Origin of the sequence: Microbacterium trichothecenolyticum (assembly GCF_000956465.1) — a bacterium.
Classification (GTDB): Bacteria; Actinomycetota; Actinomycetes; order Actinomycetales; family Microbacteriaceae; genus Microbacterium; species Microbacterium trichothecenolyticum.
In genome coordinates, this window is sequence record NZ_JYJA01000039.1 from 83,731 (window position 1) to 107,861 (window position 24,131).

Below are 24,131 nucleotides of genomic sequence, written 5' to 3' on the forward strand. Positions count from 1 at the left end.
TCAAGGAGACCTCATGCCTCTCGTTCGCATCGACCACAGCGACGCCCGCACCAACTCGGCCGAGATCGCCGGCGCCATCCACGACGCGATCGTCGCGGTCTACGGCATCCCGGTCCGCGACCGCTTCCAGGTGATCACCGCCCGCCCGGGCGCCACGATCGTCGCCGAGGACGCCGGCCTCGGCTTCGACCGGACCGACCCCGTGATCATCCAGATCTTCACGCAGCGCGGTCGCACCGACGAGACGAAGCAGGAACTGTACGCCGAGATCGCCACGCGCTTGGCCGCGGTGGGTGTCGACGGTGAGGACGTCTTCATCGGCTACGTCGAGAACGGCCCCCAGGACTGGTCGTTCGGCTTCGGCCGTGCCCAGTACATGACGGGCGAACTCGCCGTGCCGGCAGCCAAGCCCGCGGCCGTCCGGGTCTGAGGAGCGCGACGATGACTCTGGTGACGGATGCCCCGGCCCGCCCCTTCGCGCAGGCTGCCGAGCGGTTCCCGACCGTGCTGTGGAACGACTCGGCCGACCCCGAGGAGCTCCGCCGCTCGATCGCGCTCGGCGCGGTCGGAGCCACATGCAACCCGGTGATCGCGCTGACGGCGATCCGCAATCACCCCGACGTCTGGACGCCGCGCCTCCAGGAGCTCGCGGCCGAGCATCCGACCTGGGGCGAGTCCGAGCTCGGCTGGCAAGCCGTCAGGGAGCTCTCGATCGAGGCCGCACGCCAGCTCGAGCCGGCGTTCGCCGCGAGCGGCGGTCGTGACGGCCGCCTGTCGATCCAGACCGATCCCCGCCTGCACCGCGACGTCGACGCGCTCGTCGCGCAGGCCGTCGAGTTCTCGCAGCTGGCCGAGAACATCATCGTCAAGATCCCGGCGACCGCGACGGGCATCGCTGCGATGGAGGAGGCCGCATTCCGGGGCGTCAGCATCAACGCGACGCTGAGCTTCACCGTGCCGCAGGCTGTCGCCGTCGGCGAGGCGCTCGAGCGTGCACTGGACCGCCGCGGGGAGGCCGGGCTGCCCGAGCGGGAGTTCGGCCACGTCGTGACGATCATGGGCGGGCGCCTCGACGACTGGCTCAAGGCGTGGACGGCGAAGAACCGCATCCTCACGACGCCGGGCTCGCTCGACTGGGCCGGCGTCGCTGCGCTCAAGAAGGCGCACGCGGTGTTCCGGGAGCGCGGCTTCCGCAGCCGCATCCTGTCGGCGGCGTTCCGCAACCATCTGCAGTGGTCGGAGCTCGTCGGGGGAGACCTCGTGGTCTCGCCCCCCTTCGACTGGCAGCATCGCATCGACGCGAACGGCATCCCCGCCGAGGATCGCATCTCCGAACCCGTGCCGGCGGAGATCCTCGACGAGCTCACCTCTCTCAGCGAGTTCCGCCGCGCCCACGACGTCGACGGCATGCGTCCCGACGAGTTCGCCGACTTCGGCGCCGCCCGCAACACGCTGCGCCAGTTCCTCGACGCCGATGCGCAGCTCGACGCGCTGGTGCGCGACATCCTCGTCCCCGCGGCCTGAGATCCGTCCGGCCGGCGCCCGACAGTCCGTCCGGCCGGGCGCCCGACAGTCCGTCCGGCCGGGCGCACTTAATACGACTGTCCGAGCCTTCCCCCGTGGGTAGCCTGAGGCGACCCACCTCGCACCGAAGGGAGTCCGGGCATGGCAGGCTGGCGCATCCGCGACTATCACGCCGACGACGTCGACGGCATCCTGCGGCTCTGGGAGCAGGTCACCGCGGAGGGTGTCGAGCCGGTCTACAGCCTCTCCGAAGTGCTGGCGTCGTGCGCGAAGGACCACGCGGTGGTCGCCGTCGTCGGCGAGCAGATCGTCGGTGCCGCGATCGGCCGTGCCGCGCACGCGCAGGGCTGGGTCGTCTTCCTCGCCACCGCGTCGCATGTGCGCGGCATGGGCATCGGCTCGTCGCTCCTCGCCGCGCTCGAGGCGCGCATGGCGCCGCAGGGCATCTCCAAGCTCTCCGCACTCATGCCGGCAGCTGAGACCAAGATGGGTGCATTCCTGCACCAGGGGTTCGCGCTCAAGCAGGACCTCCACTATTTCGAGCGGCACATCCCGGTGCAGCGGGAGGAGCTCAAGCGTCTCGCCGAGCTCGGCGGACGCGTACTGCCGCGCGGACTCTGGGACGCCGTGGGCGGGATGAACACCGAGAAGGAGCTGCTCGAGCGGCGAGTCGTCCTTCCGCTGGCGCAGTCCGAGCTCGCCGAGCGCTTCGGGGTCGTGCCACCGCGGGCGATCGTGCTGTTCGGTCCGCCCGGCACCGGCAAGACGACGTTCGCCAAGGCGATCGCCTCGCGCCTGGAGTGGTCGTTCGTCGAGGTGTTCCCGTCCCGCCTGGCCTCGCACCCGGGTGGACTCGCCGGCGCACTGCGCGAGACCTTCGCCACCATCGCCGAACTCGAGCACGCGGTGGTCTTCATCGACGAGGTCGAGGAGATCGCCTCGCACCGCCAGGGTGAGCCGCCGTCGCCCACACAGGGCGTCACGAACGAGCTGCTCAAGATCATCCCCGCCTTCCGCGAGCAGCCCGGACGCCTCCTGATCTGCGCGACGAATTTCATCAGGTCATTGGATGCGGCGTTCCTCCGCCACGGCCGCTTCGACTACGTGATCCCGATCGGCCTTCCCGACGAGCAGGCGCGCGATGCGATCTGGCGCCGGTACATCCCGGAGGCCGCCGTCGGGATCGACGTGCCGGAGCTGGTCGCCATGACCGACGGCTTCTCGCCTGCCGACATCGAGTTCGCCGCTCGCAAGGCATCGCAGTCCGCGCTCGAGAACGCCGTGGACTCGGGCGCCGACGAACCCGCGGGTCCGTTCATGGACGACTACACGGCCGCGATCGCCGGAACGCGTGCCACAGTGTCGGCGCGGGTCGCCGCCGACTTCCTGGAGGACATCGAGACGGTCGGCCGGCTGTAGGCGAATCGATCAATCAGCTGGGAGTGCCGGCGGCGGGATCGCTGACGACCGGTAAGGCCGCGAGCTGACCTTAGGCTGGTTCGCACAAGGGGAGTACTCCCGCCAGCGGCACGCTCGTCACTACGGATCCAGCGCCGGATCCCGGGTTGCCGGCCTTTCGGGGCGGAGGAGACCTTGGCGTTCTTCATCACGCCACGTCTCCCATCCGGAAGGAAACCCCATGAGCTCGCTCAACCGTCTGTTCGGCCTCGCCGCCAAGGCCCTCGACTCCTCCGGCTCCGCGGGCGCCAAGCCCGGCGCCGGCGCGGACTGGCGCGCGATCGTGCGCGATGTCGCCGGAGCCGTCACCGGTGATCAGCGACCCGTCGCGACACCGCCCGCGAGCGCCGCGTCGCCGGTTCCGGCCGCCTCCGCGCCGACGACGCCGATCGGTCTCACCCCGCCTCCGGCGTCGCCCGCCGCCGGTGCGCCGCACGCGCCCGCGACCGCCGCCGACCGGGCGGCGATCGCCCGCTACGAGTACCTGCTGCAGACATCCGACCCTCACCAGGTCGAGGCCATCCACCGGGAGGCCTTCGCGCGGCTGACGCCCGAGCAGCGGGCGCAGGTGCAGGCCGGGATGCGCGCCGAGCTGCATTCGGCCGAGCAGCCGCGCTCCGCAGAGGCCCCCGACCTCGCGCGCGCCGCGGCGCGCACCGAGGCGGTGCGGCCCGGGGCGATGGCGGGCCTGCTCGCGCGGGTCGGCCGCGGCGGGCGCGGTGCCTCTGCCGCCGGCGGCATGGCGAGCGGCGCGGCACTTGCGGGTGCCGGAGGGGTGCTCGGCGCCGTCGCCGGAGCAGCTGTGGTGAGCACCCTCGCGGCCCCGCTCCTGGCGCAGGCGGCGACGCTGGGCGTCGACTTCGACACGATCGCCGGCGGTGTCGACCTCGACGCGATCGCAAGCGGTGTCGACTTCGGCGGCGCGGGCGACCTCGTCGCCGGAGCGTCCGACCAGCTCGCGGGCGCCGGCGAGGCGGTCACCGGCATCGGCGAGCAGATCTCGAACTTCGAGCTCCCGGGTCTCCGCGACCTGTTCGGCTGACACCCCGGGGATCGCGGATGCCGCGGCCCGCGGCATCCCTCATCCCCTGCACGAGCCCCCTGCCGAGCGGCAGGGGGTCATGTGAAGCGGGGCGCGTCAGAGCGTGGCGGCCAGCGGGTCGAAGTCCGCGGGGAGCGAGCCGACCTCGCCGAGGGTGCTCTCGACGGTCACGAAGCTGTGGGTCGCGGCCGCCTCCTCGATCGACAGCAGGGTGTCGAGCACGTGGTACCCGAACTCGCCGGTGGCGATGTGCGGGCGGCCGTCGCGGATCGAGCGGGCCATGTCGAGCAGGCCCAGACCGCGGCCGGTGAGCACGCCCTCCTGCGGCACCTGGATGATCTCCTGCTCCCTCACCGATACGTCGGTGAGTGGGCGCGTGATCGTGATGCTGCCGCCGAAGTAGTTCGGGTCGGGGATCACGATCGTGCCCTCGGTGCCGTTGACCTCGACGATGCCGTGGCGCTTGAGCGGCGAGTCGGTGCTGTACAGGCTCTGCGCCTGGCCGCCCCGCTCGAACTCCGTCAGCACCGACAGGGTCGACGGGATCTCGACCGGGAACTCCTGACCGGCGAGCTCGCCGACCTGCACCTTGCGGGTGGGAGAGCCCTGCAGGCCGAGGGCCGCGACCGACGCGACGGGGCCGAACACGTGCACGAGCGCCGACACGTAGTACGGACCCATGTCGAGGAGCGGTCCGCCGCCCTTGGCGTACAGGAACGCGGGATTCGGGTGGAAGATCTCGGGGCCCTGCCACTGGAACGAGGTCGATGCGAACAGCGGACGGCCGATGTCGCCGCGCGCGATCGCACGCTTGGCCGTCTGCACGCCCGGGCCGAGCACGGTGTCGGGTGCGACCCCGACTCGCAGACCGGCAGCATCCGCCGCCGTGAGAAGCCGCTGGGACTCCTCGCGGTCGATGCCGATCGGCTTCTCCGTCCAGACGTGCTTGCCGGCCGCGATGATCGCCAGCGAGACCTCGACGTGCACCGCCGGGATCGTGAGATTCACGATGATGTCGACATCGGGGTCGTTCAGCACGAGCTCGATGCCGCCTGCGTGGGGCACGCCGTACTTCTCGGCCTGCGCCTTCGCGCGGTCCTCGAGGAGGTCGCCGATCGCGATGACGCGCACGTCGGGGAAGCTCGACAGGTGCGTCAGGTACTGGTCGCTGATGTTGCCGGCGCCGATGATGCCGACGCCGACGGCTCCGGAGGAAGACGTGGTCATCGGGAAAAGGTACCACGAAAACCTCCATGTGGAGGTTTTTCTTCGGTAGCATGGTCCGCATGGCCGAAGCGGAGCACCAGCCGACCCCGCGGGGGTCGTACGCGAAGGGCGTCGCACGTCGCCAGGAGATCCTCGACCGTGCGATCGAGGTGTTCGCCAAGCGCGGGTCCGACCGCACCAGCCTCCGCGCGATCGCGGAAGAGGTCGGTGTCACGCACGCCGCGCTCACGCACTACTTCGGGTCGCTCGAAGAGCTCCTGATCGCCGTGTACCGCGAGTCGGAGGCCCGGGACGAAGACTGGGAGCCGACTCCCCTCGATGTGACCCCCACCGAGCTTCTGCGTCGCTGGAGCGACGCGAACCACGAGGTGCAGGGCCTCGTCCAGCTCTACTCGTCGCTCGTCGCCTCCGCGCTGGAGGAGGGACACCCCGCCGCGCGTGAGTTCGCGACCGAGCGCTTCGCGCGCGTCCGCGCCGAGATCGCCGACCGCGTGCGGCACAACCAGGCGACGGGACGCATCCGCGCCGACGTGGATCCGATGGCGGCCGCCGCCCTTGTGATCGCGGCATCCGATGGTCTGCAGACCCAGTGGCTGCTCGACCCCGACGCCCCGCAGGACGCGGCCCTCGCGCTCCTCGACCAGCTGCTGTCGGAGCCGGCGTCGGCCGGGCGCCCGACGGTCTGAGAGGGGAGGACGGGTGCCGCAGCACAACGCCGGGCGGCGTTTCGCGGCCGACCTGGGCCACGCGGTGGCGAGTCTGTTCCGCCTCGCGCCCGCACCGGCGCCGCGGTGGGCGATCGGTCTGCGCGCGGCGATCGCCATGGCGGTGCCGATCGCGCTGATGACGCTGCTCGGACGCGCCGACCTGGGGTTCCAGGCGGCCACGGGCGCGTTCGTCGCGCTGTACGGCACGCACCTCCAGGTCCGCGAGCGGGCGCGCGTCGTGCCTTTCGTCGCCGGCGGGCTGGGCGTGGCCGCGGTGCTCGGCGCCCTCGCGGGACCGTCGCCGGTCTGGACGCTGATCGGGCTCGCGGTCGTCGCGCTCGTCGCTGCCGTGGCGATGTTCGGCTTCGCCGTCGGTCCGCCCGGCCCGCTGTTCGTCGTGCTCGTCTACGGCCTGTCGGCGCACATCGTGGCGTCGGGAGCGGATGCCGCCACCTACGTCGCGGCGGTGGCCTGCGGCATCCTGTTCGCCTCGATCGTGTCACTCGCTCCGCTGGCCCTGGCGAGCCGCCGCCGCGTCGCCACGCGACCGCTGCGCGAGGTGCTGCCGGGACCGGCATGGCCGCCCGGGGAACGGATGCTCGTGATCCGCGTCGCACTCGTGACGGTGGTCGGGATCGCGGTGGGACTGTTCGTCGACCCCGATCGCGCCTACTGGATCGTCGGCGCAGCCATCGCGGTCGTGGGCGTCGCCGCCGACCGGCGGGCCGCTTTCAGCCGCGGGCTGCACCGCATGATCGGCACGATCCTCGGCGCCGGCGTCTACCTCCTGCTGGCGCCGCTGCCGATTCCGGCGCTGTGGCTCGCGCTGCTGCTCGGCGTGCTCCAGTTCACGATCGAGCTGTTCGTCGTGCGCAACTACGCCCTGGCCCTCGTCTTCATCACACCGCTGGTGCTGCTGCTCACGGGTGCCGCGACGGGGGCCGTCGACACCGTGGCGGTCGCGACCGAGCGCGTGATCGACACCCTCGCCGGCGCGGTGCTGGGCGCGGCGAGCGGCGTGCTGCACGCGCGCCACGAGCCCCCCTGATCGGGCGGCTGGCGAGCGGATGCCGGAGGCTCACGCCGTCGCGAGGGGATAGACCCTGCGCAGCACGAGCCGCTGCGCCAGCGTCCACGCGACGGTCGTCGCGAGGTAGAGCGCGGCGGCGAGCGGCACGAACAGGGCGAAGACCGCGGTCGTGAACTGCAGCGCTCCGGCGAGCCTCGCCATGCCGGCACCGGCCAGGGGCGCGGCATCCGGAGCCGTGTCGATCTGCGGACGGAACGCGCGCCGCGTGATCTCGGCGACCACGACGATGACGGCGAGGACGCCCGCGAACACGCCGACGGTCGCGGCGGAGGCCGTGCCCGCGGCGATCGCGCTCACGAGGCTCGTGCCGAGAGGCACGGTCAACAGCTCGTGGGCGAGCAGCGCGTTCGCGTGTCCGGCGATTGCGGTGTGGAGGAAGAGGGCGTAGACGATCGCCACGACCGGTGCCTGCGCAAGCATCGGCAGACAGCCCGCGAAGGGCGACGCCTTCTCGTCGGAGTACAGCTTCATCGTCTCGCGCTGGAGTCGCTCGGGGTTCTTCTTGTGACGGCGCTGCAGGTCTCGCAGCTTCGGCGCGAGGCGGCTGCGGGTCTGCTCGGCCTTCGCCTGCGCGATCCCCGCAGGCACGAGCGCTGCCCGCACCAGCACCGTGAGCACCACAACGGATGCCGCGGCCGCTGCGGAGCCGGCGAGAGGTTCGAGCAGCGCCGCGAGGCCCATGAGCAGGGAGTAGGCCGCGTCCAGGATCGCGGCGACAGGCGGGAAGGCGTAGAGGTCCATGGAGGTGTCCGTTCGTCGGGTGTCGATTCGTGGCGTGCGGCCACGAAGGCACCGGCGAGCGGTCCTCGGGGGAACGTGCGTCGGGCTACGCGGCCAGGGCCGCGGAACCCGGGGCGCGCGGACGGGAGTGTCCTGGAGCGTCGGGGTGGGACGCGGTGAGCCTGGTCGAATCGGCGATCGCGCGGTGCGGACCGGCCGCGGTCGCGATCATGCGCCCCGGGACGAGGAGGACGGCGATCGCGACGGCGAGGAGGGCCAGCGTCGCGATGACGGCGGCGGCGATCACCAGGGCTCCGGCCTCCGGCTGCGGCGCGGGAGCGAGCTCGAACAGCGAGCGGGCGGCTTCGCCGAGCAGCTCCGTGGCGGGGCGCAGGGTGGTCGCGAGGACCTCGACGACGAGGCGCAGCACGACGGCGATCGTCTCGAGCACGCGCACCTCCTCCGTCGCGGCCACGCTAGCACGGGGCCGGGAGGCCAGGTCGGGACGGTGGCACGGGTGTCAGGACCATGGGGCAGGGTGGGAGGGTGACAGCGACCACGACGACCCGCACCGAAGCCCTCGAGGTGCTGCGCACCCTCGTCGGACGCGACGACGCCGAATTCCACGACGGGCAGTTCGAGGCGATCGAGGCGCTCGTCGATGAACGCCGACGCGCGCTCGTCGTCCAGCGCACGGGGTGGGGGAAGTCGGCCGTGTACTTCGTCGCGACGCTGCTCCTGCGCCGTCGCGGCGCAGGACCCACCGTGCTCGTGTCGCCTCTGCTGGCCCTCATGCGGGATCAGATCGCCGCGGCCGCGCGCGCCGGGGTGCGGGCCGTGAAGATCGACTCGACGAATGCGCACGAGTGGGGCGACGTGCTCGCACAGCTCGACCGCGACGAGGTCGACGTGCTGCTCGTGTCGCCCGAACGCCTCAACAATCCTTCGTTCCGCGACGAGCAGCTGCCGCAGCTCGTCGCCCGCATCGGCCTGCTGGTCGTCGACGAGGCGCACTGCATCAGCGACTGGGGCCACGACTTCCGCCCGGACTACCGGCGCCTCCGGGACCTCATCGCACGCATGCCCGCGGGCGTGCCGGTGCTTGCGACCACCGCGACCGCCAACAGCCGCGTGGTGGCCGACGTCGCGGAGCAGCTCGATGCCGGTATGGCGGAATCGGATGCCTCGGCGCACGGCGTTCTCACGATCCGGGGTCCGCTCGCGCGGGCGTCGCTGCGGCTCGGCGTGCTGCGGCTGCCCAACTCGCCGAGCCGGCTCGCCTGGCTGATCAGCCACCTCGGCGACCTGCCAGGATCCGGCATCATCTACACCCTCACGGTGGCGGCGGCGAACGACACGGCACGGCTGCTGCGCGAGCACGGGTACGACGTGCGCGCCTACACCGGGCAGACCGACACCGACGAGCGCGAGGAGTCCGAGGCACTCCTGAAAGACAACCGGGTCAAGGCGCTCGTGGCGACGAGTGCGCTCGGCATGGGGTTCGACAAGCCCGACCTCGGCTTCGTCGTGCACCTGGGGGCGCCGTCGTCGCCGGTGTCGTACTACCAGCAGGTCGGCCGTGCCGGCCGGGCCACCGACTCCGCGGACGTGCTGCTGCTGCCTGGAGTCGAGGACCGCGAGATCTGGCACTACTTCGCGACGGCCTCCATGCCCGATCGCGAGCGCGCCGAACGCGTGCTCGCCGCGCTCGCCGGCGCGACGGGGCCGATGTCGACGCCCGCGCTCGAGGCCGTCGTCGATATCCGCCGCACGCCGCTCGAACTGCTGCTGAAGGTGCTCGACGTCGATGGCGCGGTCGGCCGCGTGCGCGGGGGCTGGATCGCGACCGGTCAACCCTGGACGTACGACGAGGAACGCTACCGCCGCATCGCGGCCGAGCGCGTGGCCGAGCAGCAGCACATGATCGAGTACGAAGAGACCTCCGGCTGTCGCATGGAGTTCCTGCAGCGCTCCCTCGACGACGACTCCGCGGCGCCCTGCGGGCGCTGCGACAACTGCGCCGGTGCGTGGTTCCCGACGGCGATCGCCTCTGCTGCGACGGATGCCGCCGCCACCGCCCTCGACCGCGTCGGCGTGCCGATCGAGCCGAGGCGGCAATGGCCGACGGGCGCCGACCGGCTCGGCGTGCCGGTGAAGGGTCGCATCGCCGCGGACGAGCAGGCCACGGAAGGGCGCGCGCTCGCGCGACTCACCGACCTCGGCTGGGGCGGCGCGCTGCGCGACCTGTTCGCGGCCGGAGCCGCGGATGCGCCCGTGCCCCAGAACGTGCTCGGGGCGTGCGTGCGCGTGCTCGCGGAATGGGGGTGGGAGACCCGCCCTGTCGCGGTGGTCGCGATGCCGTCCCGCACGAAGCCGCAGCTCGTCGACTCGCTCGCGCGCGGGATCGCCGAGATCGGCAGGCTGCCGTTCCTCGGGGCGCTCGACCTCGTCGACGGCGGGCCGACCGGACAGCCCGGCGGCAACAGCGCCTTCCGCGTCGCAGGGGTCTGGGGCCGGTTCTCCGCAGCCGGGCTCGGCGTCCCGCCCGGACCGGTGCTCCTCGTCGACGACCGCGTCGACAGCGGATGGACCCTCACCGTCGCGGCGCGCGAGCTCCGCCGCGCCGGCGCGACCGGCGTGCTTCCCCTCGCCCTCGCCCTGCGCGGCTGAGCCGGGGCCTACGTCCCGGTCGGCGGCTTCGGACGCGGTCGCCGCACGATGAGGTAGATCACAGCCGCCGCGACGAGCAGCACCACCAGCACGACCCACGGCACCCAGTTGATCGGCGCGGCGGCGTCGTCGCCCGCCTCGGCAGTGGGCGAAGGCGTCGCGGACGGGGTCGCCGTCGCCGTCGGGGTCGGGGTCGGCGTCGGAGTTGCCGTCGGCGTCGGCTCGGGGGTCGGCGTCGCCGTCGGCTCCGGCACCACGGTGGGCACCGGCACGGGCGTCGTGGGTTCGGCCGTGGGCTCCGGCACCACGGTGGGTTCGGGGGTGGGCTCGGGCGTCGGCTCCGGGGTGGGTGCGGTGGAACGCGTCGGGAGGACGCGCGTCGGCTCGGGTGTCGGCTCCGGCGATGCCGTCCGGGTCGGCAGGTTCGTCGGCAGCGCGGTCGGAACGGGGATCCCGCCGTTGCCGCACCCGGCGAGGAGCGTGAGCCCCGCCGCGATGGCGAGTCCTGCGAGCAGCCGGGCCGCGCGCGACCGCCGCGGAGCCCGGGATCCACGTGTCGCGCGAGGGTGCGGCATCCGTTCCTCCATCGGTTCTGGCGGAATCGTACGGCCGCACGCGCGAGCCGGCCCGGATTCGGCGCGAGACACACCGCGCCGCAGGCGCGATCGGCCCCGACACATGACTGCGTGTGACGCCCCGTGTCGTCGTGTCGCGGCGTGTGTCGTCACAACATTCCGCGCGGTCTGCGGCCGGGCGAGCATGACCTCATGCCTTCCCCGATCATCTCGCCGACAGAGCTCGCTGATCTCATCCGCAACGGAACCCCGCCGCGGATCCTCGACGTGCGCTGGCGGCTCGACCAGCCCGAGGGTCGGCCGGCGTACCTCGACGGGCACCTGCCCGGTGCGGTCTACGTCGACCTCGACCACGAACTGGCTCGCCGCGGCGATCCGCGCGAGGGACGCCACCCGCTGCCGCCGCGCGCGCAGCTCGAGGCCGCTGCTCGGCGGTGGGGCATCCGGGGCGGCGACACCGTCGTCGCGTACGACGACGTGCACTCGGTCGCCGCGGCACGCGCGTGGTGGGTGCTGACGCGATCCGGGCTCGCCGACGTGCGCGTGCTCGACGGCGGCCTGCGCGGCTGGCTCGCCGAGCGGCTTCCGCTCGAGACGGGCGACGTGCTGCCTCGACCGCCCGGGGACGTCGTGCTCGACGAGATCACCGAGGGCGTCGCCGACATCGACGGCGTGGAGGAATGGCCCGACCACGGCCTGCTCCTCGACGTGCGCGCACCCGAGCGGTACCGCGGCGACGCCGAGCCCCTCGATCCTGTCGGCGGGCACATCCCGGGCGCGGTCAACCTTCCGACGACGGTGCACCTCACCGCGGGCAAGTTCCGTTCGCCCGACGAGATCCGTGCCGAGTTCGCGGCCGCGGGCGTCGTCGACGGCGTCTCGGTCGCGGCGTACTGCGGCTCCGGCATCGCGGCGACGCACACGGCCCTCGCCGGCGCCCTCGCCGGCATCGACGTCGTGGTCTACCCCGGCTCGTGGAGCCAGTGGTCGCGTTCGCGCGGCAGGCTCGCGGCCGTCGGCCCCGCGCCGTCGCTGGACGTGGTGCCGGTATGACCGAGGTGCTGCGGGAAGCACCCGCCATCCAGACCATCGCCGACCGCCCGCTGCGGGTGGTCGGGGTGTCGGGCTCGCTCCACGAGCCGAGCCGCACCACCGCGCTCGTGCGCACGATCCTCGCGTCGGTCGCGCAGCGCATCCCGGCGCAGACGGAGCTCGTCGAGGTCGCCGCGCTGGGCGCGGGCTTCGCCGGTGCGCTGAAGCGCGAGGACGTCGCCCCCGAGGTCGAGACCGCGCTGCGGGCGATCGAGTCTGCCGACCTGCTCGTCGTGGCGAGCCCCGTGTACCGGGCCTCCTTCACGGGGCTGTTCAAGCACCTGTTCGACTTCGTCGGCCAATACGACCTCGTCGGGACGCCGGTGCTCCTGGCAGCCACCGGAGGCGGCGAGCGGCACGCGCTCATCATCGAGCATCAGCTGCGGCCGCTGTTCGGCTTCTTCCAGGCGCTGACCCTGCCGATCGGCGTCTACGCGTCGAACAGCGACTTCGTCGACTACGAGCTGACATCGCCCGAGGTGGCGCGCCGCGTCGTGCAGGCCGTCGACCGTTCCCTGCCTCTCGTCGAGCAGGCCGCGCTCGTGCGGCGATCGGAGTATGTCGCGACCTGGTGATCTGCTTCTTCTCGACGTGATGCCGCCCAGCGCATAGACTGGCGCCCGTGTTGACCTGTCGGTGTTGTCGCCCCTGCTGTTGAAGCTCCCGCTTCACGCAGACCTCAGCGACCCCGACAACTCTCCGCGCACCCGCGCGGCAACACTCCAGGACACAACGTGCGTTACGCCCAGAGCGTGGCCGACCTCGTCGGCGACACCCCCCTCGTCCAGCTGACCCGTGTCACCGACGGCATCGCCGCGACGGTGCTCGCGAAGGTCGAGTACTTCAACCCCGGCGGCTCCGCCAAGGACCGCATCGCCCGCCGCATCATCGACGCCGCCGAGCGTGACGGCCTGCTGGGGCCCGGCGGCACGATCGTCGAGCCCACGAGCGGCAACACCGGTGTCGGTCTCGCACTGGTCGCCGTGCAGCGCGGCTATCGGATGGTCTTCGTCGTCCCCGACAAGTTCGCCGGCGCCAAGGTCGACGTGCTCAAGGCCTATGGCGCCGAGGTCGTCGTGACCGAGACGAGCGTGCCGCCGGAGGACCCGCGCTCGTACTACAGCGTGGCCGACCGTCTCGTGCGCGAGATCCCCGGGGCGTTCAAGCCGAACCAGTTCGCGAATTCGAACGGGCCGCTCAGCCACTACGAGACCACCGGGCCCGAGATCTGGCGCGACACCGACGGACGCGTGACCCACTTCGTCGCGGGCATCGGCACCGGCGGCACGATCACGGGCACCGGCCGCTTTCTGCACGAGGTGTCGAACTCGGCGGTGCGGGTCGTCGGCGCCGACCCCGAGGGTTCGATCTACTCCGGGGGGCCGCTGCACGGCTATCTCGTCGAGGGCGTCGGCGAGGACTTCTGGCCCGAGAGCTACGACCCGTCGGTGCCCGACGAGATCCACCGCATCCCCGACGCCGAGTCCTTCGAGATGACGCGCCGGCTCGCCCGCGAGGAAGGCCTCCTCGTCGGGGGATCGAGCGGCATGGCGGTCGTCGCCGCCCTGCGCACCGCCCGGGGTCTGCCGGCGGACGCCGTCGTCGTGGTGCTGCTGCCCGACCACGGCCGCGGCTATCTCAACCGGTTCTACGACGACGACTGGATGCGCGACCACGGCTTCGACGTCGGCCCGGGCCCCGCAGCATCCGTCACCCCCACCGAAGGAGCACCCGAATGACCGAGCCCACGAGCGACCGCGGCTTCGAGACCCGGGCGGTGCACGCCGGGCAGGCCTTCGACCCGACGACGGGTGCGGTGATCCCGCCGGTGCACTTCTCGACGACGTACGCGCAGGACGGCATCGGCGGCCTCCGCGAGGGGTACGAGTACGGACGCAGCGGCAACCCGACGCGCACGGCGCTCGAGACGCAACTCGCGGCCCTCGAAGGCGGTGCGCACGCGCTGTCGTTCGCCTCGGGCCTCGCCGCGGAGGACGCGCTGCTGCGCGCCGCGCTGAAGCCCGGCGACGAGGTGCTGCTCGGCAGCGACGTGTACGGCGGCACCTACCGCCTCATCGCGCGTGTGCTGGGCGGGTGGGGGATCGGGATCCGGGTCGTCGACATGAGCGACCTCGACGCCGTGCGGGCGGCGCTCGAGGAGCGGCCTGCCCGCATCGTGTGGGTCGAGACCCCCAGCAACCCGCTGCTGCGCATCACCGACATCGCGGGGCTCGCGAAGCTCGGGCACGACGCCGGTGCGCTCGTCGTCGTCGACAACACGTTCGCGTCGCCTGCGCTGCAGCAGCCGCTCGCGCTCGGCGCCGACGTCGTCGTGCACTCGACGACCAAGTACCTCGGCGGGCACTCCGACGTCGTCGGCGGCGCCCTCGTGCTGGGCGACGACGCGCTGTACGGCGAGGTGAAGTTCCTGCAGTTCGCGGTCGGCGCGGTCTCGGGCCCGCTCGATGCGTGGCTCACGACCCGCGGGATCAAGACGCTGGCCCTGCGCATGCAGCGGCACAGCGAGAACGCGCAGGAGATCGCGGAGTTCCTGTCCGGCCACGGAGCGATCGCGCGCGTCTACTACCCCGGTCTCGCGTCGCACCCGGGGCACGAGCTCGCCGCGCGGCAGATGAGCCGGTTCGGCGGCATCGTCTCGGTGGCGCTGGCGGATGCCGCGGCCGCACGCCGCTTCGCCGAGTCGACCCGCCTCTTCCAGCTGGCCGAGTCGCTCGGCGGTGTCGAGTCGCTCATGAACTACCCCGACGAGATGACGCACGCGTCGGTGCGCGGCACCGAGCTCGCCGTCCCGCCGGAGGTCGTTCGCCTGTCGGTCGGCATCGAGTCGGCACCGGATCTCCTCGCCGACCTCGACCAGGCCCTCTCGGCGCTCTGACGAAGGCGCACGTAGGCTCGGGGACATGACCGCGAGCCCCGGCATCCGTTCGTCCGTCCTCGGGGAACCGCTGCGGATCGGCAGTGTCACGGCGGCGAACCGGATCATGCAGACGGCGCATTCGAAGCAGTACTCCGACCGCGTCGAGTCCGACCGCGAGACCGCGTACTACGTGCGCCGCGCGCGGGGCGGGTGCGGGCTGTTCGTCGCCGGCAACCACTTCGTGCACCCCACCGGATCGATTCGCGGGTTCGAGGACGCGTACCGGCCCGAGGGCGTCGCGGCGTCGAGGAGCATGACGGATGCCGTGCACGAAGCCGGCGCGAAGATCTTCGTGCAGCTGAACCACCATGGGGCGCAGGCGCAGCCCGACGGGCCCGACGGCCCGCGGACCGTCTATGCGCCGTCGCGGCTCATCTCTCCGTCGACGGGCCACGCGACCCGGGCGATGGACCACGCCGACATCGCCTCGTTCGTCGAGAGCTGGGCACTGTCGGCCGAGCACGCGCGCGACGGCGGGTTCGACGGCGTCGAGATCCACATGGCCCACGGCTACCTGCTGCACCAGTTCCTCTCGCCGCTGTACAACGCCAGGCAGGACGAATACGGCGGCGACCTCGACGGCCGGACTCGATTCCCGCGCGAGGTGCTGCGAGCCGTGCGCGCGCGGGTGGGCGACGACTTCACCGTGGGCATCCGCATCGTCGCGAACGAGTTCCACGCTGACGGGATCGACGGGGCAGGCATGCGCGAAGTCATCGCGCGCCTCCGGCAGGAGGCCCGCATCGACTTCCTCGACCTCGCCGCCGGCGGCTACCACAACGTGCACTACGTCTTCCCGTCCTCACCCATGCCGTACGCCTGGCTGCGCGACGACGTCGCCGCCGTCAAGGCCGCGAACCCCGACGTGCCCGTCTTCGGCGTCGGCGCCGCCCGCTCGGTCGAGGAGGCCGAAGAGGTCGTCGCCTCCGGCATCGCCGACATGGTCGCCCTCACGCGCGCGCAGATCGCCGACCCCGACCTCGGTCGCAAGCTCCTCGGACTCGCACCCGTCGACACGGGGGAGCGCGGCATCCGTCATTGCATCCGTCTGAATCAGGGCTGCCTCGGCCGCGGCAGCCGCGGACTCGCCATGTCGTGCACCGTGAATCCGCTCGCCGGTCGCGAACTCGAGCGCGGCGAACGGCCGCGCACGGCGTCGCCGCAGCGGTGGGTCGTCGTGGGCGGGGGCCCTTCGGGCATGCGCGCCGCCGTCGAGCTCGCGACCGATGGGCACGCGGTCACTCTGCTGGAGCGGACGCACCAGCTCGGCGGACAGCTGCGCCTCGCCCGGCGGGTTCCGGGGCGGGAGAGCGTGGGTCTGCTGGTCGACGATCTCGAGCGCGACCTCGGGGCCGCCGGCGTCGACGTGCGGCTCGGCGTCGAGGCGACGACCCAGACGCTGCGCGGACTCGGGGCCGCCGACGGCATCGTCGTCGCCACGGGCGCTGTCGCCCCGGCCACGACCTCGCTCTCGCTCGGCGGGGCGTACACCGGCGGATTCCCCGCCGAGGGCACGATCGACGCATTCGCCGCAGTGTCGGGGGCGCGCCTCGGCCGGCGGATCGCGGTGGTGGATGCCGACGGCACGGCGTACGCCGCCGGCATCGTGCTGACCCTGCTCGAACGGGTCGACGAGCTCGAGCTGATCACACCCTTCGAGACCGTGTTCCCGCACATCGGCGCCGGGTACGACCGGCCGCTGCTGCTCGAGCGCCTCGGCGCGCACGGCGGGTTCCGCCGGGTCGTCGCGCACCGCGTCGAGCGCCTCGAGCCGGGCGCCGTGACCGTGCGCGACACGCTCACCGGGGTCGCGGACGTGATCTCCGGCGTCGATGCCGTCGTCGCGGTCGAGCCGCGCGCGTCGGTCGGGATCCCCGGCCTCGCGACGGACACCGCGGCCGCAGCATCCGGATCCCCTCGTGTCGTGGTGATCGGTGACGCGTTCGCGCCCCGCAGCATCGACGCCGGGATCTTCGAGGCCGTCGAGCTCGCCTACGACGTCGCCGGGCTCGCAACCCTCCGCGGCTGAGGTCCGCGCGCCTGGGGAGCAGCATCCGTCCCTTCCCGTTCGACAGGTCAACCGGGGTTCCGCAGGAGCCCTCCCTCGCAGACGCCCCTGTCGAGGCCCGGTTGACCTGTCGAAGCCGCCTTGGACACGGGCCCAGAGGCCCAACCCCAAACCGCCGGAGAGGCGGTGGCTACGCTGGGCGGGTGGACCCCGTCACCGCAACGCTCGTCATCCTCGTGCTCGCGGTGATCGCGTTCGTGAGCAACCGCGTGCCGATCGGCATCGTCGCGATCGGCGTCGCGCTGGCGCTCTTCTTCACCGGCGTGCTGACGCTCCCGCAGGCGCTCGCGGGCTTCGGCGACCCGACGGTGCTCTTCATCGCGGCGCTCTTCGTCGTGAGCGAGGCGCTCGACGCGACGGGCGTCACCGCGTGGGCGGGCCAGAAGGTCATCGGCCGCGCCGGCACGAAGCGGACGACCCTGCTGGTCGTGATCGCGCTGCTCGTGGCCGGACTCACCGCCCTCATCAGCATCAACGGGGCGGTCGCCGCACTGCTGCCGCTCGTGGTGGTCGTCGCCGCCCGCTCGGGCATCGCCTCGTCGAAGCTCCTCATGCCGCTCGCGTTCGCGGCATCCGCCGGGTCGCTGCTGCTGCTCACCGGCACGCCGGTCAACATCATCGTGTCGGAGTTCGCCGCGTCGGCGGGCGGACGCGAGTTCGGGTACTTCGAGTTCGCGCTGGTCGGCATCCCGGTCCTCCTCGGAACCGTCGCGATCCTCCTCGTCGGCGGCGGTCTCGTGCCAGATCGCAAGGGCGCCCTCATGCCGCTCGATCTCGTGCGGCATGCGCGTCTGCTCCGTCAGCAGTACTCGCTCACCCTCGACACCGGTATGCTGCTCGGCCCTGAGACCGGCATCACGGAGGTGGTCGTGGCCCCGCGGTCGCCGCTCATCGGCAAGCGCGTGTGCGCGGGCATGACCACTCCCGACGGCGACCTGGTGGTGCTCGCGGCGCGTCGCGGCGACGAGCACCTCAAGGGCACCGAGTTCGTCGTGCAGGCCGGGGATGCGCTGCTGCTGCAGGGTGCGTGGGACGATCTGTCGCGAAAGACGAGCCAGCCGGGCGTGCTCGCCGTTGACGACCCCGCGCAGCTGCGCCGGTCGGTCCCGCTCGGCAAGGGCGCGAAGCGCGCGATCGGCATCCTGCTGGCGATGATCCTGCTGCTCGCGACGGGCCTGGTCCCGCCCGCGGTGGCGGCGCTGCTGGCCGCGTGCGCTCTGGTCCTCACCCGCACGGTCACCGTGACGCAGGCGTACCACTCGATCTCGTGGACCACCGTCGTGCTCATCGCCGGCATGATCCCGCTGTCGACGGCGTTCATCAGCACCGGCACGGCGGACCTCGTGGCGGACTGGATGCTGTCGTTCCTCGGCGACGCCGGGCCACACGTCGCCCTGCTCGCCCTGTGCGGGCTGACGGTGGTGCTGGGCCAGCTCATCAGCAACACCGCGACGGTGCTCATCGTCGCCCCCATCGCGATCTCGGTCGCGCAGTCGCTCGACCTCTCGGTTCAGCCGTTCATGATGGCGCTCACCGTCGCCGGTGCGGCCGCGTTCCTGACCCCGATCGCGACGCCCGCGAACCTCATGGTGATGGAGCCGGCCGGCTACCGCTTCGGTGACTACTGGAGGCTCGGCCTGCCGCTGGCGCTGTTCTTCCTCGTGGTGGCGGTCTGGTACGTGCCGCTCGTCTGGCCGTTCCAGCCGTAGCGCCGCCCGCTCTGGCGCTTCGCTGCGGATCGTGGCGTCGGGGGCACCGCTCCGGCGACTCGCCAGAGAACGCGGGCCGTCGGGTACGGGGTGTCGGCGACTCGAAGGAGTGCCTGGGGCGACGCAGCGACGCCCTGGCGGACCGGAAGGTCGTGTCCGCCAGGGCGTCGCGGGTCGGGTCAGGCGGCCGACCAGCCGCCGTCGCTCGCGAGGTTCTGGCCGTTGACGTTGACGCCATCATCGCTCAGCAGGAACGTGATCGATGCGGCGAGGCGGTCGGCGGCGACGGGCGGCGTCATGACCGCCATGCCGGCGCGCACGCGGTCGGCGCCGAGCGGCGAGTTGAACTTCGCCTCGATGTTGGTGATCACCGCACCGGGCGCGACCGCGTTCACGCGGATGCCGCTCGGGCCGTACATGAATGCGCTCGACTTGGTGAGGCCCACGACCGCGTGCTTCGACGCGGTGTAGGCGGCACCGGCGGAGGAACCGCGAAGGGATGCCTCGGACGAGGTGTTCACGATCGAGCCGCCGCCCTGCGCGAGCATGGCCGGGATGACTGCGCGCATCAGCTTCATCGTGCCCGTGACGTTCACGCGGAAGACGCGATCCCAGACGGCGTCGGTGACGTCGCCGACCGGGGTCATGTCGTCCATGATGCCGGCGATGTTCGCGAGGGCGTCGATCCGGTCGCCGGCCGCCTCGATGATGCGGGCCACGCCCTCGTCGTCGGTGATGTCGGCCGTGAGGGCCACGACGTCGGCACCGGTGTGCGCCGCGACGAACTCGTCGAGACGATCCTGGCTGACGTCGACGGCGATCACGCGACCGCCCTCGCGCGCGACGCGCGATGCGGTGGCGCGGCCGATGCCGGAGCCGGCGCCGGTGACGATGACCGTCTGGCCGGTGAAGCGGCCGGCGGTGACCTTCTCGGCCCACTCGGACTTCGGGGTCTCGGCGGCGGCGTCGGATTCCGCGGGGACGCCGTCGGGGTTGACCTGCGCGACGAGCGCGTCGAGGGCGGCCTGCGGGAAGGCACCGCCGCTCATCGCGACGAGGTTGCTGATCGGGAGGCCGGCGATGGGTGCGAGAGCCTCCGCGGTCTGGCCGCCCTGGGCGAGCAGGCCCCGCAGTGCGGCGCCGCCGGCGGGGTCGTCGAGCCAGGTCTGGATGGTGGATGCTCCGGTCAGGGGAGCGGTGATGGTGCTCATGTTCTGTCCCTTCTTCATGCAGTTCAGCGGGGCTGCGGGTCCGGGGATGAGGATCCTTCGGGGCGGCTCCTACCGGACAACTTTGTCCGGTACTAGGCTACACCCGTGCCGAGCACCGCATCCCCCCGTGCGCTCCCTCGCCAGAACCGAGGCCCCGCCGCAGCCGCCGACAACCGCAAGGCGTTGATCGCTGCTGCCCGCGAGGTCTACGCCGAAGGAGGGCTTCAAGCCCCCTTCAGTGCCGTCGCCAAGCGCGCCGGAGTCGGGCAAGGAAGCCTGTACCGTCATTTCCCCGACCGCACCGCCCTCGCCGTCGCCGTCTTCGAGGACAACGTGCGCGACCTCGAGGAGTACACCGCGCCGCCCGACCGAACGATCGACGATCTGCTCGATCGCGTGGTCGATCAGGCGGTCGTGTCGACGGCGTTCATCGAGCTGATCACCGCAGATCTCTCCGACCGCCGGGTCGCGTCGCTGGGTGCGCGATTCCAGGCGCTCGTGGAGCGTCTCGTCGCGCGTGACCGGGCCACCGGGCGCATCGGATCGCATATCGAGACCGAGGACGTGACCCTTGCGACCGGGATGCTGGCGACCGAGCTCGCCCGCGCCGATCCGGCGCTGCGGCCCGCTGTCGCGCGCCGGGCGCGAGCGCTGTTCGCGGCGGCATTCGCGCCGCGCTGATCGGGCATCGCGCCGCGGTGATCCGGCACTAGGCTCCTGGCATGGGCCGGTTCATCTACGACACCAACGCCAACTCGGTCGACATCGACGACCGAACGCTGGCGCATCTTCGCATCGTGATGATGAACAAGCTGCGCCGCTCCGAGCCGTTCATGTTCGACGTCGAGATCGGTGACGGCAGCGGCCGGAGAAGCTTCTGGATCCACCCTTCGGTGCCGATCCAGTTCCACTTCTTCGGCAGCCGTCAGCCGCGCATCAACCGCACCTGGATCGAGCAGCTGATGCTTGCGGCGAGTGGGCCGTCAGGCCTCACGATCCTGCCAGAGCCCGCGGAGGACGAGACACCGCCGGCGGAGGGCTGAGCCCTACCCGTCCCCGTCTGGGTCGTCGGCGTCGTCGGGGGTCACTTCCGTGCCGCCGACGGTGAGGCGCTCGACGTCGAGGTGATCGACGTCCACGTTGCCGAGCGTCACGTCGGGGGCGCCTTCCGCACCCTGCAGCACGTCGACCGGGCCGGTGTCGAAGTGCTCGGCGACGAGCATGATGCCACCGGTCGAGCTGGCCGAGTTCGCGAGCTCCTCGATCCAGGCTCGACTGAGCTCGGTGGGCTCGGGGTCGTCGAAGACGAATCGCAGCGGGATCGACGGGTGGATCCAGATCGTGCTGCGACCGCGCGGCTGGTCGTCGGGATGCCTCCACGACACCGTGAAGCTCTCATCGCGCCGGAGCTTTGTCGCGATCACGACCTTCAGGTGCGCGAGTGCGCGGTCCTCGATGTGGATCGGCATCGCGCCGCCGCCGTAGTAGATCGTGCCCACGCGCCTACCATAGCCCCCGTCGTCAGAGTCGCGTCCACGCCTCTGTGAGGACGCTGCGGAGGATCTGCTCGATCTCGTCGAACTCCTTCGGCCCGATCGTCAGGGGCGGGGCGAGCTGGATGACCGGGTCGCCGCGGTCGTCGGCGCGGCAGTAGAGCCCGGCGTCGAACAGCGCCTTCGACAGGAACCCGCGCAGCAGCCGCTCGGACTCGTCGTCGTCGAAGGTCTCCTTCGTCGCCTTGTCCTTCACCAGCTCGATGCCGAAGAAGTAGCCGTCGCCGCGCACATCGCCGACGATCGGCAGATCGGTGAGCTTCTCGAGGGTCGAGCGGAACAGCGGCGAGTTCTCGCGCACGTGCTCGTTGAGGCCCTCCTCCTCGAAGATGTCGAGGTTCTCGAGCGCGACGGCGGCCGAGACCGGGTGACCTCCGAAGGTGTAGCCGTGGTAGAACGCGCGGTCGCCGTGGGCGAACGGCTCGTAGATCCTGTCGCTCACGATGGTGGCGCCGATCGGCGAGTAGCCGCTGGTCATGGCCTTGGCGCACGTGATCATGTCGGGGACGTAGCCGTAGGCGTCGCACGCGAACATGTGGCCGATGCGGCCGAAGGCGCAGATCACCTCGTCCGACACGAGCAGCACGTCGTACTTGTCGCAGATCTGGCGCACCCGCTGGAAGTATCCGGGAGGCGGCGGGAAGCAGCCGCCGGAGTTCTGCACGGGCTCGAGGAAGACGGCGGCGACGGTGTCGGGCCCTTCGAAGAGGATCATCTCCTCGATGCGGTCGGCGGCCCAGACGCCGAACTCCTCGAGGCTGCCGGACGGCGCACCCATGTCGTCGGCTCGGTAGAAGTTGGTGTTGGGCACGCGGAAGCCGCCCGGGGTCACCGGCTCGAACATCGACTTCATGGCCGGGATGCCGGTGATCGCGAGCGCACCCTGGGGCGTGCCGTGATAGGCCACCGAGCGCGAGATCACCTTGTGCTTGGTCGGCTGACCCTGGATCTTCCAGTAGTACTTGGCGAGCTTGAACGCGGTCTCGACGGCCTCGCCGCCGCCGGTGGAGAAGAACACCTTGTTGAGGTCGCCGGGCGCGTAGTCGGCGAGGCGGTCGGCGAGCTCGATCGCGGCGGGGTGCGCGTACGACCAGATCGGGAAGAAGGCGAGCTGCTCGGCCTGCTTCGCTGCGACCTCGGCGAGGCGCTTGCGGCCGTGGCCCGCGGCGACGACGAACAGGCCGGCGAGGCCGTCGATGTACTGCTTGCCCCGCGAGTCCCAGATGTGGTGGCCTTCGCCCTTGACGATGATCGGGACCCCCGGTCCGTCGGTCATCACCGACTGGCGGGCGAAGTGCATCCACAGGTGGTCCTTGGCCATCTGCTGCAGCTCCGCTTCACTCCTCGCGGGGCGGTTGGTGCGGGCCTGGGATTCGGTCGTGATCGACATGTGGAGCCTTCCGTCAGACTGGTCCCACGCTACTCGCGTGCCCCGTGCGCCGACATGCGACGTTTCGTCCGGTTCGGATGCCGCGGCCACCGGTCCGTCCGGATCGTCAGGTCGAGCCGCGCTCGATGAGCTGCGTGGGCAGGACGATCGGCGACGGCGGCAGGGGAGCGCCGGCCGCAGCCTGGGCGAGGGCGGTCACGGCGGCCGCGGCCATCTCGCGGATCGGCTGACGCACCGTCGTGAGGGGCGGTGTCAGCCACCGCGCCCCGCGCAGGTCGTCGAAACCCACGACGAGGACGTCGTCGGGGATGCGGCGCCCGGTCGCCGCGGCCGCGGCGTACACGCCGGCCGCCATTTCGTCGGTGCAGGCGAAGACGCCCAGCCGTTCGCCGGCATGCAGGCCGTGCAACAGGGGGAGTGCCGCCTCGCGCGCCGCCGCGCCGCCCCAGTCCGCCTGCACCGCGACGAGGTCGGCGTCGGGGGCGGCCAGGCGCAGCCCCTCGCGGAAGCCCGCGTTCCGCGCGCGGCCGTACCGGTACGGCGGCGAGCCGAGCACGATCGCGAACCTCGTCGCGCCGCGATCGGCGAGGTGGGTCGCCGCCGCGAACGCGCCGTCGCGGTCCGTCGTGCGCACGCTGGTGAGCCCGCGGGAGGTCTCGGCCTGCGGATCCATCAGCACGACCGGGATCTCCGCATCGGTGATCGCGGCCAGTTGCGATGCCGTCGGCGAGATGAGCCCGAGCACGACACCCGCCGAGCCGCGTCGGCGGATGCGCATCGGCCAGTCATCGTCGGGGGTGTCGCGTTCCTCGGTGAGCACGAGGTCATAGCCCGCGGCGGCGGCGGCGCTGCGCGCGCCGGCGGTCACCTCGTCGGAGTAGGCGTTGTGATACGAGCCCAGCACGAGGTCGAGGAGGCGCGCGGCGCCGGCGGGGCGCCCACCGGCCGCGGGATCGCGGGTGTACCCCAGCACACGCGCAGCGGCCAGCACACGGCGCCGCGTCGCGGGCGCGAGGTCGCCGCGGCCCGACAACGCCCTCGACGCCGTGCCGACGCTCACCCCGGCCTCGGCCGCGACATCGTCGAGAGTCACTCGGGCAGGCACCCGACCAGTTTTGCGCAAGATCCTCGACCGATGCCAGCGCCGATGGCATCGT

The 24,131-nt window shown here is 72.0% G+C and carries 22 protein-coding genes and 1 pseudogene; 15 read left to right on the plus strand and 8 right to left on the minus strand.

Going from position 1 to position 24,131, the window contains the following annotated elements; translation table 11 throughout:
- Positions 1-13 precede the first annotated feature (13 nt).
- The 4 genes from RS82_RS16050 to RS82_RS16065 all read left to right on the plus strand — a co-directional run bounded on the left by RS82_RS16050 (position 14) and on the right by RS82_RS16065 (position 4,024).
- A complete protein-coding gene (locus RS82_RS16050) occupies positions 14-430 on the plus strand; it encodes a tautomerase family protein (RefSeq protein ID WP_045301277.1) in 417 nt (138 codons plus the stop codon).
- An 11-nt stretch (positions 431-441) separates the two neighbouring features.
- On the plus strand, positions 442-1,524 hold the full coding sequence (locus RS82_RS16055) for a transaldolase family protein (protein ID WP_045301279.1): 1,083 nt from the start codon (positions 442-444) through the stop codon (positions 1,522-1,524).
- A gap of 141 nt (positions 1,525-1,665) precedes the next feature.
- Positions 1,666-2,943: an ATP-binding protein gene (locus RS82_RS16060; protein ID WP_045301281.1), complete on the plus strand. Its 1,278-nt coding sequence runs from the start codon at positions 1,666-1,668 to the stop codon at positions 2,941-2,943.
- A gap of 220 nt (positions 2,944-3,163) precedes the next feature.
- Positions 3,164-4,024 carry a hypothetical protein gene (locus tag RS82_RS16065; protein ID WP_045301283.1) on the plus strand — a complete coding sequence of 287 codons (861 nt, stop codon included), beginning with the start codon at positions 3,164-3,166 and terminating at the stop codon, positions 4,022-4,024.
- Positions 4,025-4,120: 96 nt separating this feature from the next.
- Here RS82_RS16065 and RS82_RS16070 read toward each other — a convergent pair whose 3' ends face one another.
- Positions 4,121-5,251 carry a Gfo/Idh/MocA family protein gene (locus tag RS82_RS16070; protein WP_045301285.1) on the minus strand — a complete coding sequence of 377 codons (1,131 nt, stop codon included), beginning with the start codon at positions 5,249-5,251 and terminating at the stop codon, positions 4,121-4,123.
- A gap of 59 nt (positions 5,252-5,310) precedes the next feature.
- On the opposite strand from RS82_RS16070, the gene RS82_RS16075 reads away from it, so the two are divergent.
- Together RS82_RS16075 and RS82_RS16080 are read left to right on the plus strand one after the other, a co-directional pair.
- Positions 5,311-5,937, plus strand: coding sequence for a TetR/AcrR family transcriptional regulator (locus tag RS82_RS16075; protein WP_045301646.1), 627 nt, complete (start codon positions 5,311-5,313; stop codon positions 5,935-5,937).
- A gap of 13 nt (positions 5,938-5,950) precedes the next feature.
- On the plus strand, positions 5,951-7,006 hold the full coding sequence (locus tag RS82_RS16080; RefSeq protein WP_045301286.1) for an FUSC family protein: 1,056 nt from the start codon (positions 5,951-5,953) through the stop codon (positions 7,004-7,006).
- 30 nt (positions 7,007-7,036) lie between these two features.
- Here RS82_RS16080 and RS82_RS16085 read toward each other — a convergent pair whose 3' ends face one another.
- On the minus strand, positions 7,037-7,789 hold the full coding sequence (locus RS82_RS16085; RefSeq protein WP_045301288.1) for a YidC/Oxa1 family membrane protein insertase: 753 nt from the start codon (positions 7,787-7,789) through the stop codon (positions 7,037-7,039).
- 85 nt (positions 7,790-7,874) lie between these two features.
- Positions 7,875-8,243: a DUF6412 domain-containing protein gene (locus RS82_RS16090; protein WP_157005641.1), complete on the minus strand. Its 369-nt coding sequence runs from the start codon at positions 8,241-8,243 to the stop codon at positions 7,875-7,877.
- Positions 8,244-8,296: 53 nt separating this feature from the next.
- Between RS82_RS16090 and RS82_RS16095 the strand changes: the two genes are divergently transcribed.
- Positions 8,297-10,438 carry a RecQ family ATP-dependent DNA helicase gene (locus RS82_RS16095; RefSeq protein WP_045301290.1) on the plus strand — a complete coding sequence of 714 codons (2,142 nt, stop codon included), beginning with the start codon at positions 8,297-8,299 and terminating at the stop codon, positions 10,436-10,438.
- Between the two features lie 8 nt (positions 10,439-10,446).
- On the opposite strand, the gene RS82_RS21965 is transcribed toward RS82_RS16095, so the two are convergent.
- On the minus strand, positions 10,447-11,013 hold the full coding sequence (locus RS82_RS21965; protein WP_045301292.1) for a hypothetical protein: 567 nt from the start codon (positions 11,011-11,013) through the stop codon (positions 10,447-10,449).
- 192 nt (positions 11,014-11,205) lie between these two features.
- Between RS82_RS21965 and RS82_RS16105 the strand changes: the two genes are divergently transcribed.
- The 6 genes from RS82_RS16105 (at position 11,206) to RS82_RS16130 (ending at position 18,820) form a co-directional block, all read left to right on the plus strand.
- Positions 11,206-12,066, plus strand: coding sequence for a sulfurtransferase (locus RS82_RS16105; protein ID WP_045301294.1), 861 nt, complete (start codon positions 11,206-11,208; stop codon positions 12,064-12,066).
- On the plus strand, positions 12,063-12,680 hold the full coding sequence (gene msuE / locus RS82_RS16110; protein ID WP_045301296.1) for an FMN reductase: 618 nt from the start codon (positions 12,063-12,065) through the stop codon (positions 12,678-12,680). Before RS82_RS16105 ends, msuE begins: the two co-directional genes overlap by 4 nt.
- A gap of 159 nt (positions 12,681-12,839) precedes the next feature.
- Entirely contained in the window at positions 12,840-13,844 is a 1,005-nt protein-coding gene (locus RS82_RS16115) for a pyridoxal-phosphate dependent enzyme (protein ID WP_045301298.1), read from the plus strand.
- Positions 13,841-15,001, plus strand: coding sequence for a cystathionine gamma-synthase (locus tag RS82_RS16120; protein WP_045301299.1), 1,161 nt, complete (start codon positions 13,841-13,843; stop codon positions 14,999-15,001). The genes RS82_RS16115 and RS82_RS16120 overlap by 4 nt, the downstream gene beginning before the upstream one ends.
- Positions 15,002-15,026: 25 nt before the next feature.
- On the plus strand, positions 15,027-17,072 hold the full coding sequence (locus tag RS82_RS16125) for an oxidoreductase (protein WP_045301300.1): 2,046 nt from the start codon (positions 15,027-15,029) through the stop codon (positions 17,070-17,072).
- Positions 17,073-17,254: 182 nt separating this feature from the next.
- Positions 17,255-18,820 carry an SLC13 family permease gene (locus tag RS82_RS16130; RefSeq protein ID WP_045301301.1) on the plus strand — a complete coding sequence of 522 codons (1,566 nt, stop codon included), beginning with the start codon at positions 17,255-17,257 and terminating at the stop codon, positions 18,818-18,820.
- Between the two features lie 179 nt (positions 18,821-18,999).
- Here RS82_RS16130 and RS82_RS16135 read toward each other — a convergent pair whose 3' ends face one another.
- The gene (locus RS82_RS16135; RefSeq protein WP_045301649.1) at positions 19,000-20,031 is read right to left on the minus strand and encodes an SDR family NAD(P)-dependent oxidoreductase; all 1,032 of its coding nucleotides are present in this window, start codon (positions 20,029-20,031) and stop codon (positions 19,000-19,002) included.
- 105 nt (positions 20,032-20,136) lie between these two features.
- Between RS82_RS16135 and RS82_RS16140 the strand changes: the two genes are divergently transcribed.
- Positions 20,137-20,712, plus strand: coding sequence for a TetR/AcrR family transcriptional regulator (locus RS82_RS16140; protein ID WP_045301302.1), 576 nt, complete (start codon positions 20,137-20,139; stop codon positions 20,710-20,712).
- A gap of 41 nt (positions 20,713-20,753) precedes the next feature.
- Positions 20,754-21,074 (plus strand): DUF7882 family protein, encoded by a 321-nt coding sequence (locus RS82_RS16145; protein WP_045301304.1) that lies wholly within the window; start codon positions 20,754-20,756, stop codon positions 21,072-21,074.
- Positions 21,075-21,221: 147 nt separating this feature from the next.
- Here RS82_RS16145 and RS82_RS16150 read toward each other — a convergent pair.
- The 3 genes and pseudogenes from RS82_RS16150 to RS82_RS16160 all read right to left on the minus strand — a co-directional run.
- Positions 21,222-21,530, minus strand: a pseudogene (locus RS82_RS16150) (DUF7882 family protein); the annotation flags it as partial.
- A 22-nt stretch (positions 21,531-21,552) separates the two neighbouring features.
- Positions 21,553-22,974, minus strand: coding sequence for an aspartate aminotransferase family protein (locus RS82_RS16155; protein WP_045301306.1), 1,422 nt, complete (start codon positions 22,972-22,974; stop codon positions 21,553-21,555).
- Between the two features lie 106 nt (positions 22,975-23,080).
- Complete coding sequence (locus RS82_RS16160; protein ID WP_245619636.1) at positions 23,081-24,079, minus strand: LacI family DNA-binding transcriptional regulator; 999 nt, start codon at positions 24,077-24,079, stop codon at positions 23,081-23,083.
- Positions 24,080-24,131: the final 52 nt, after the last annotated feature.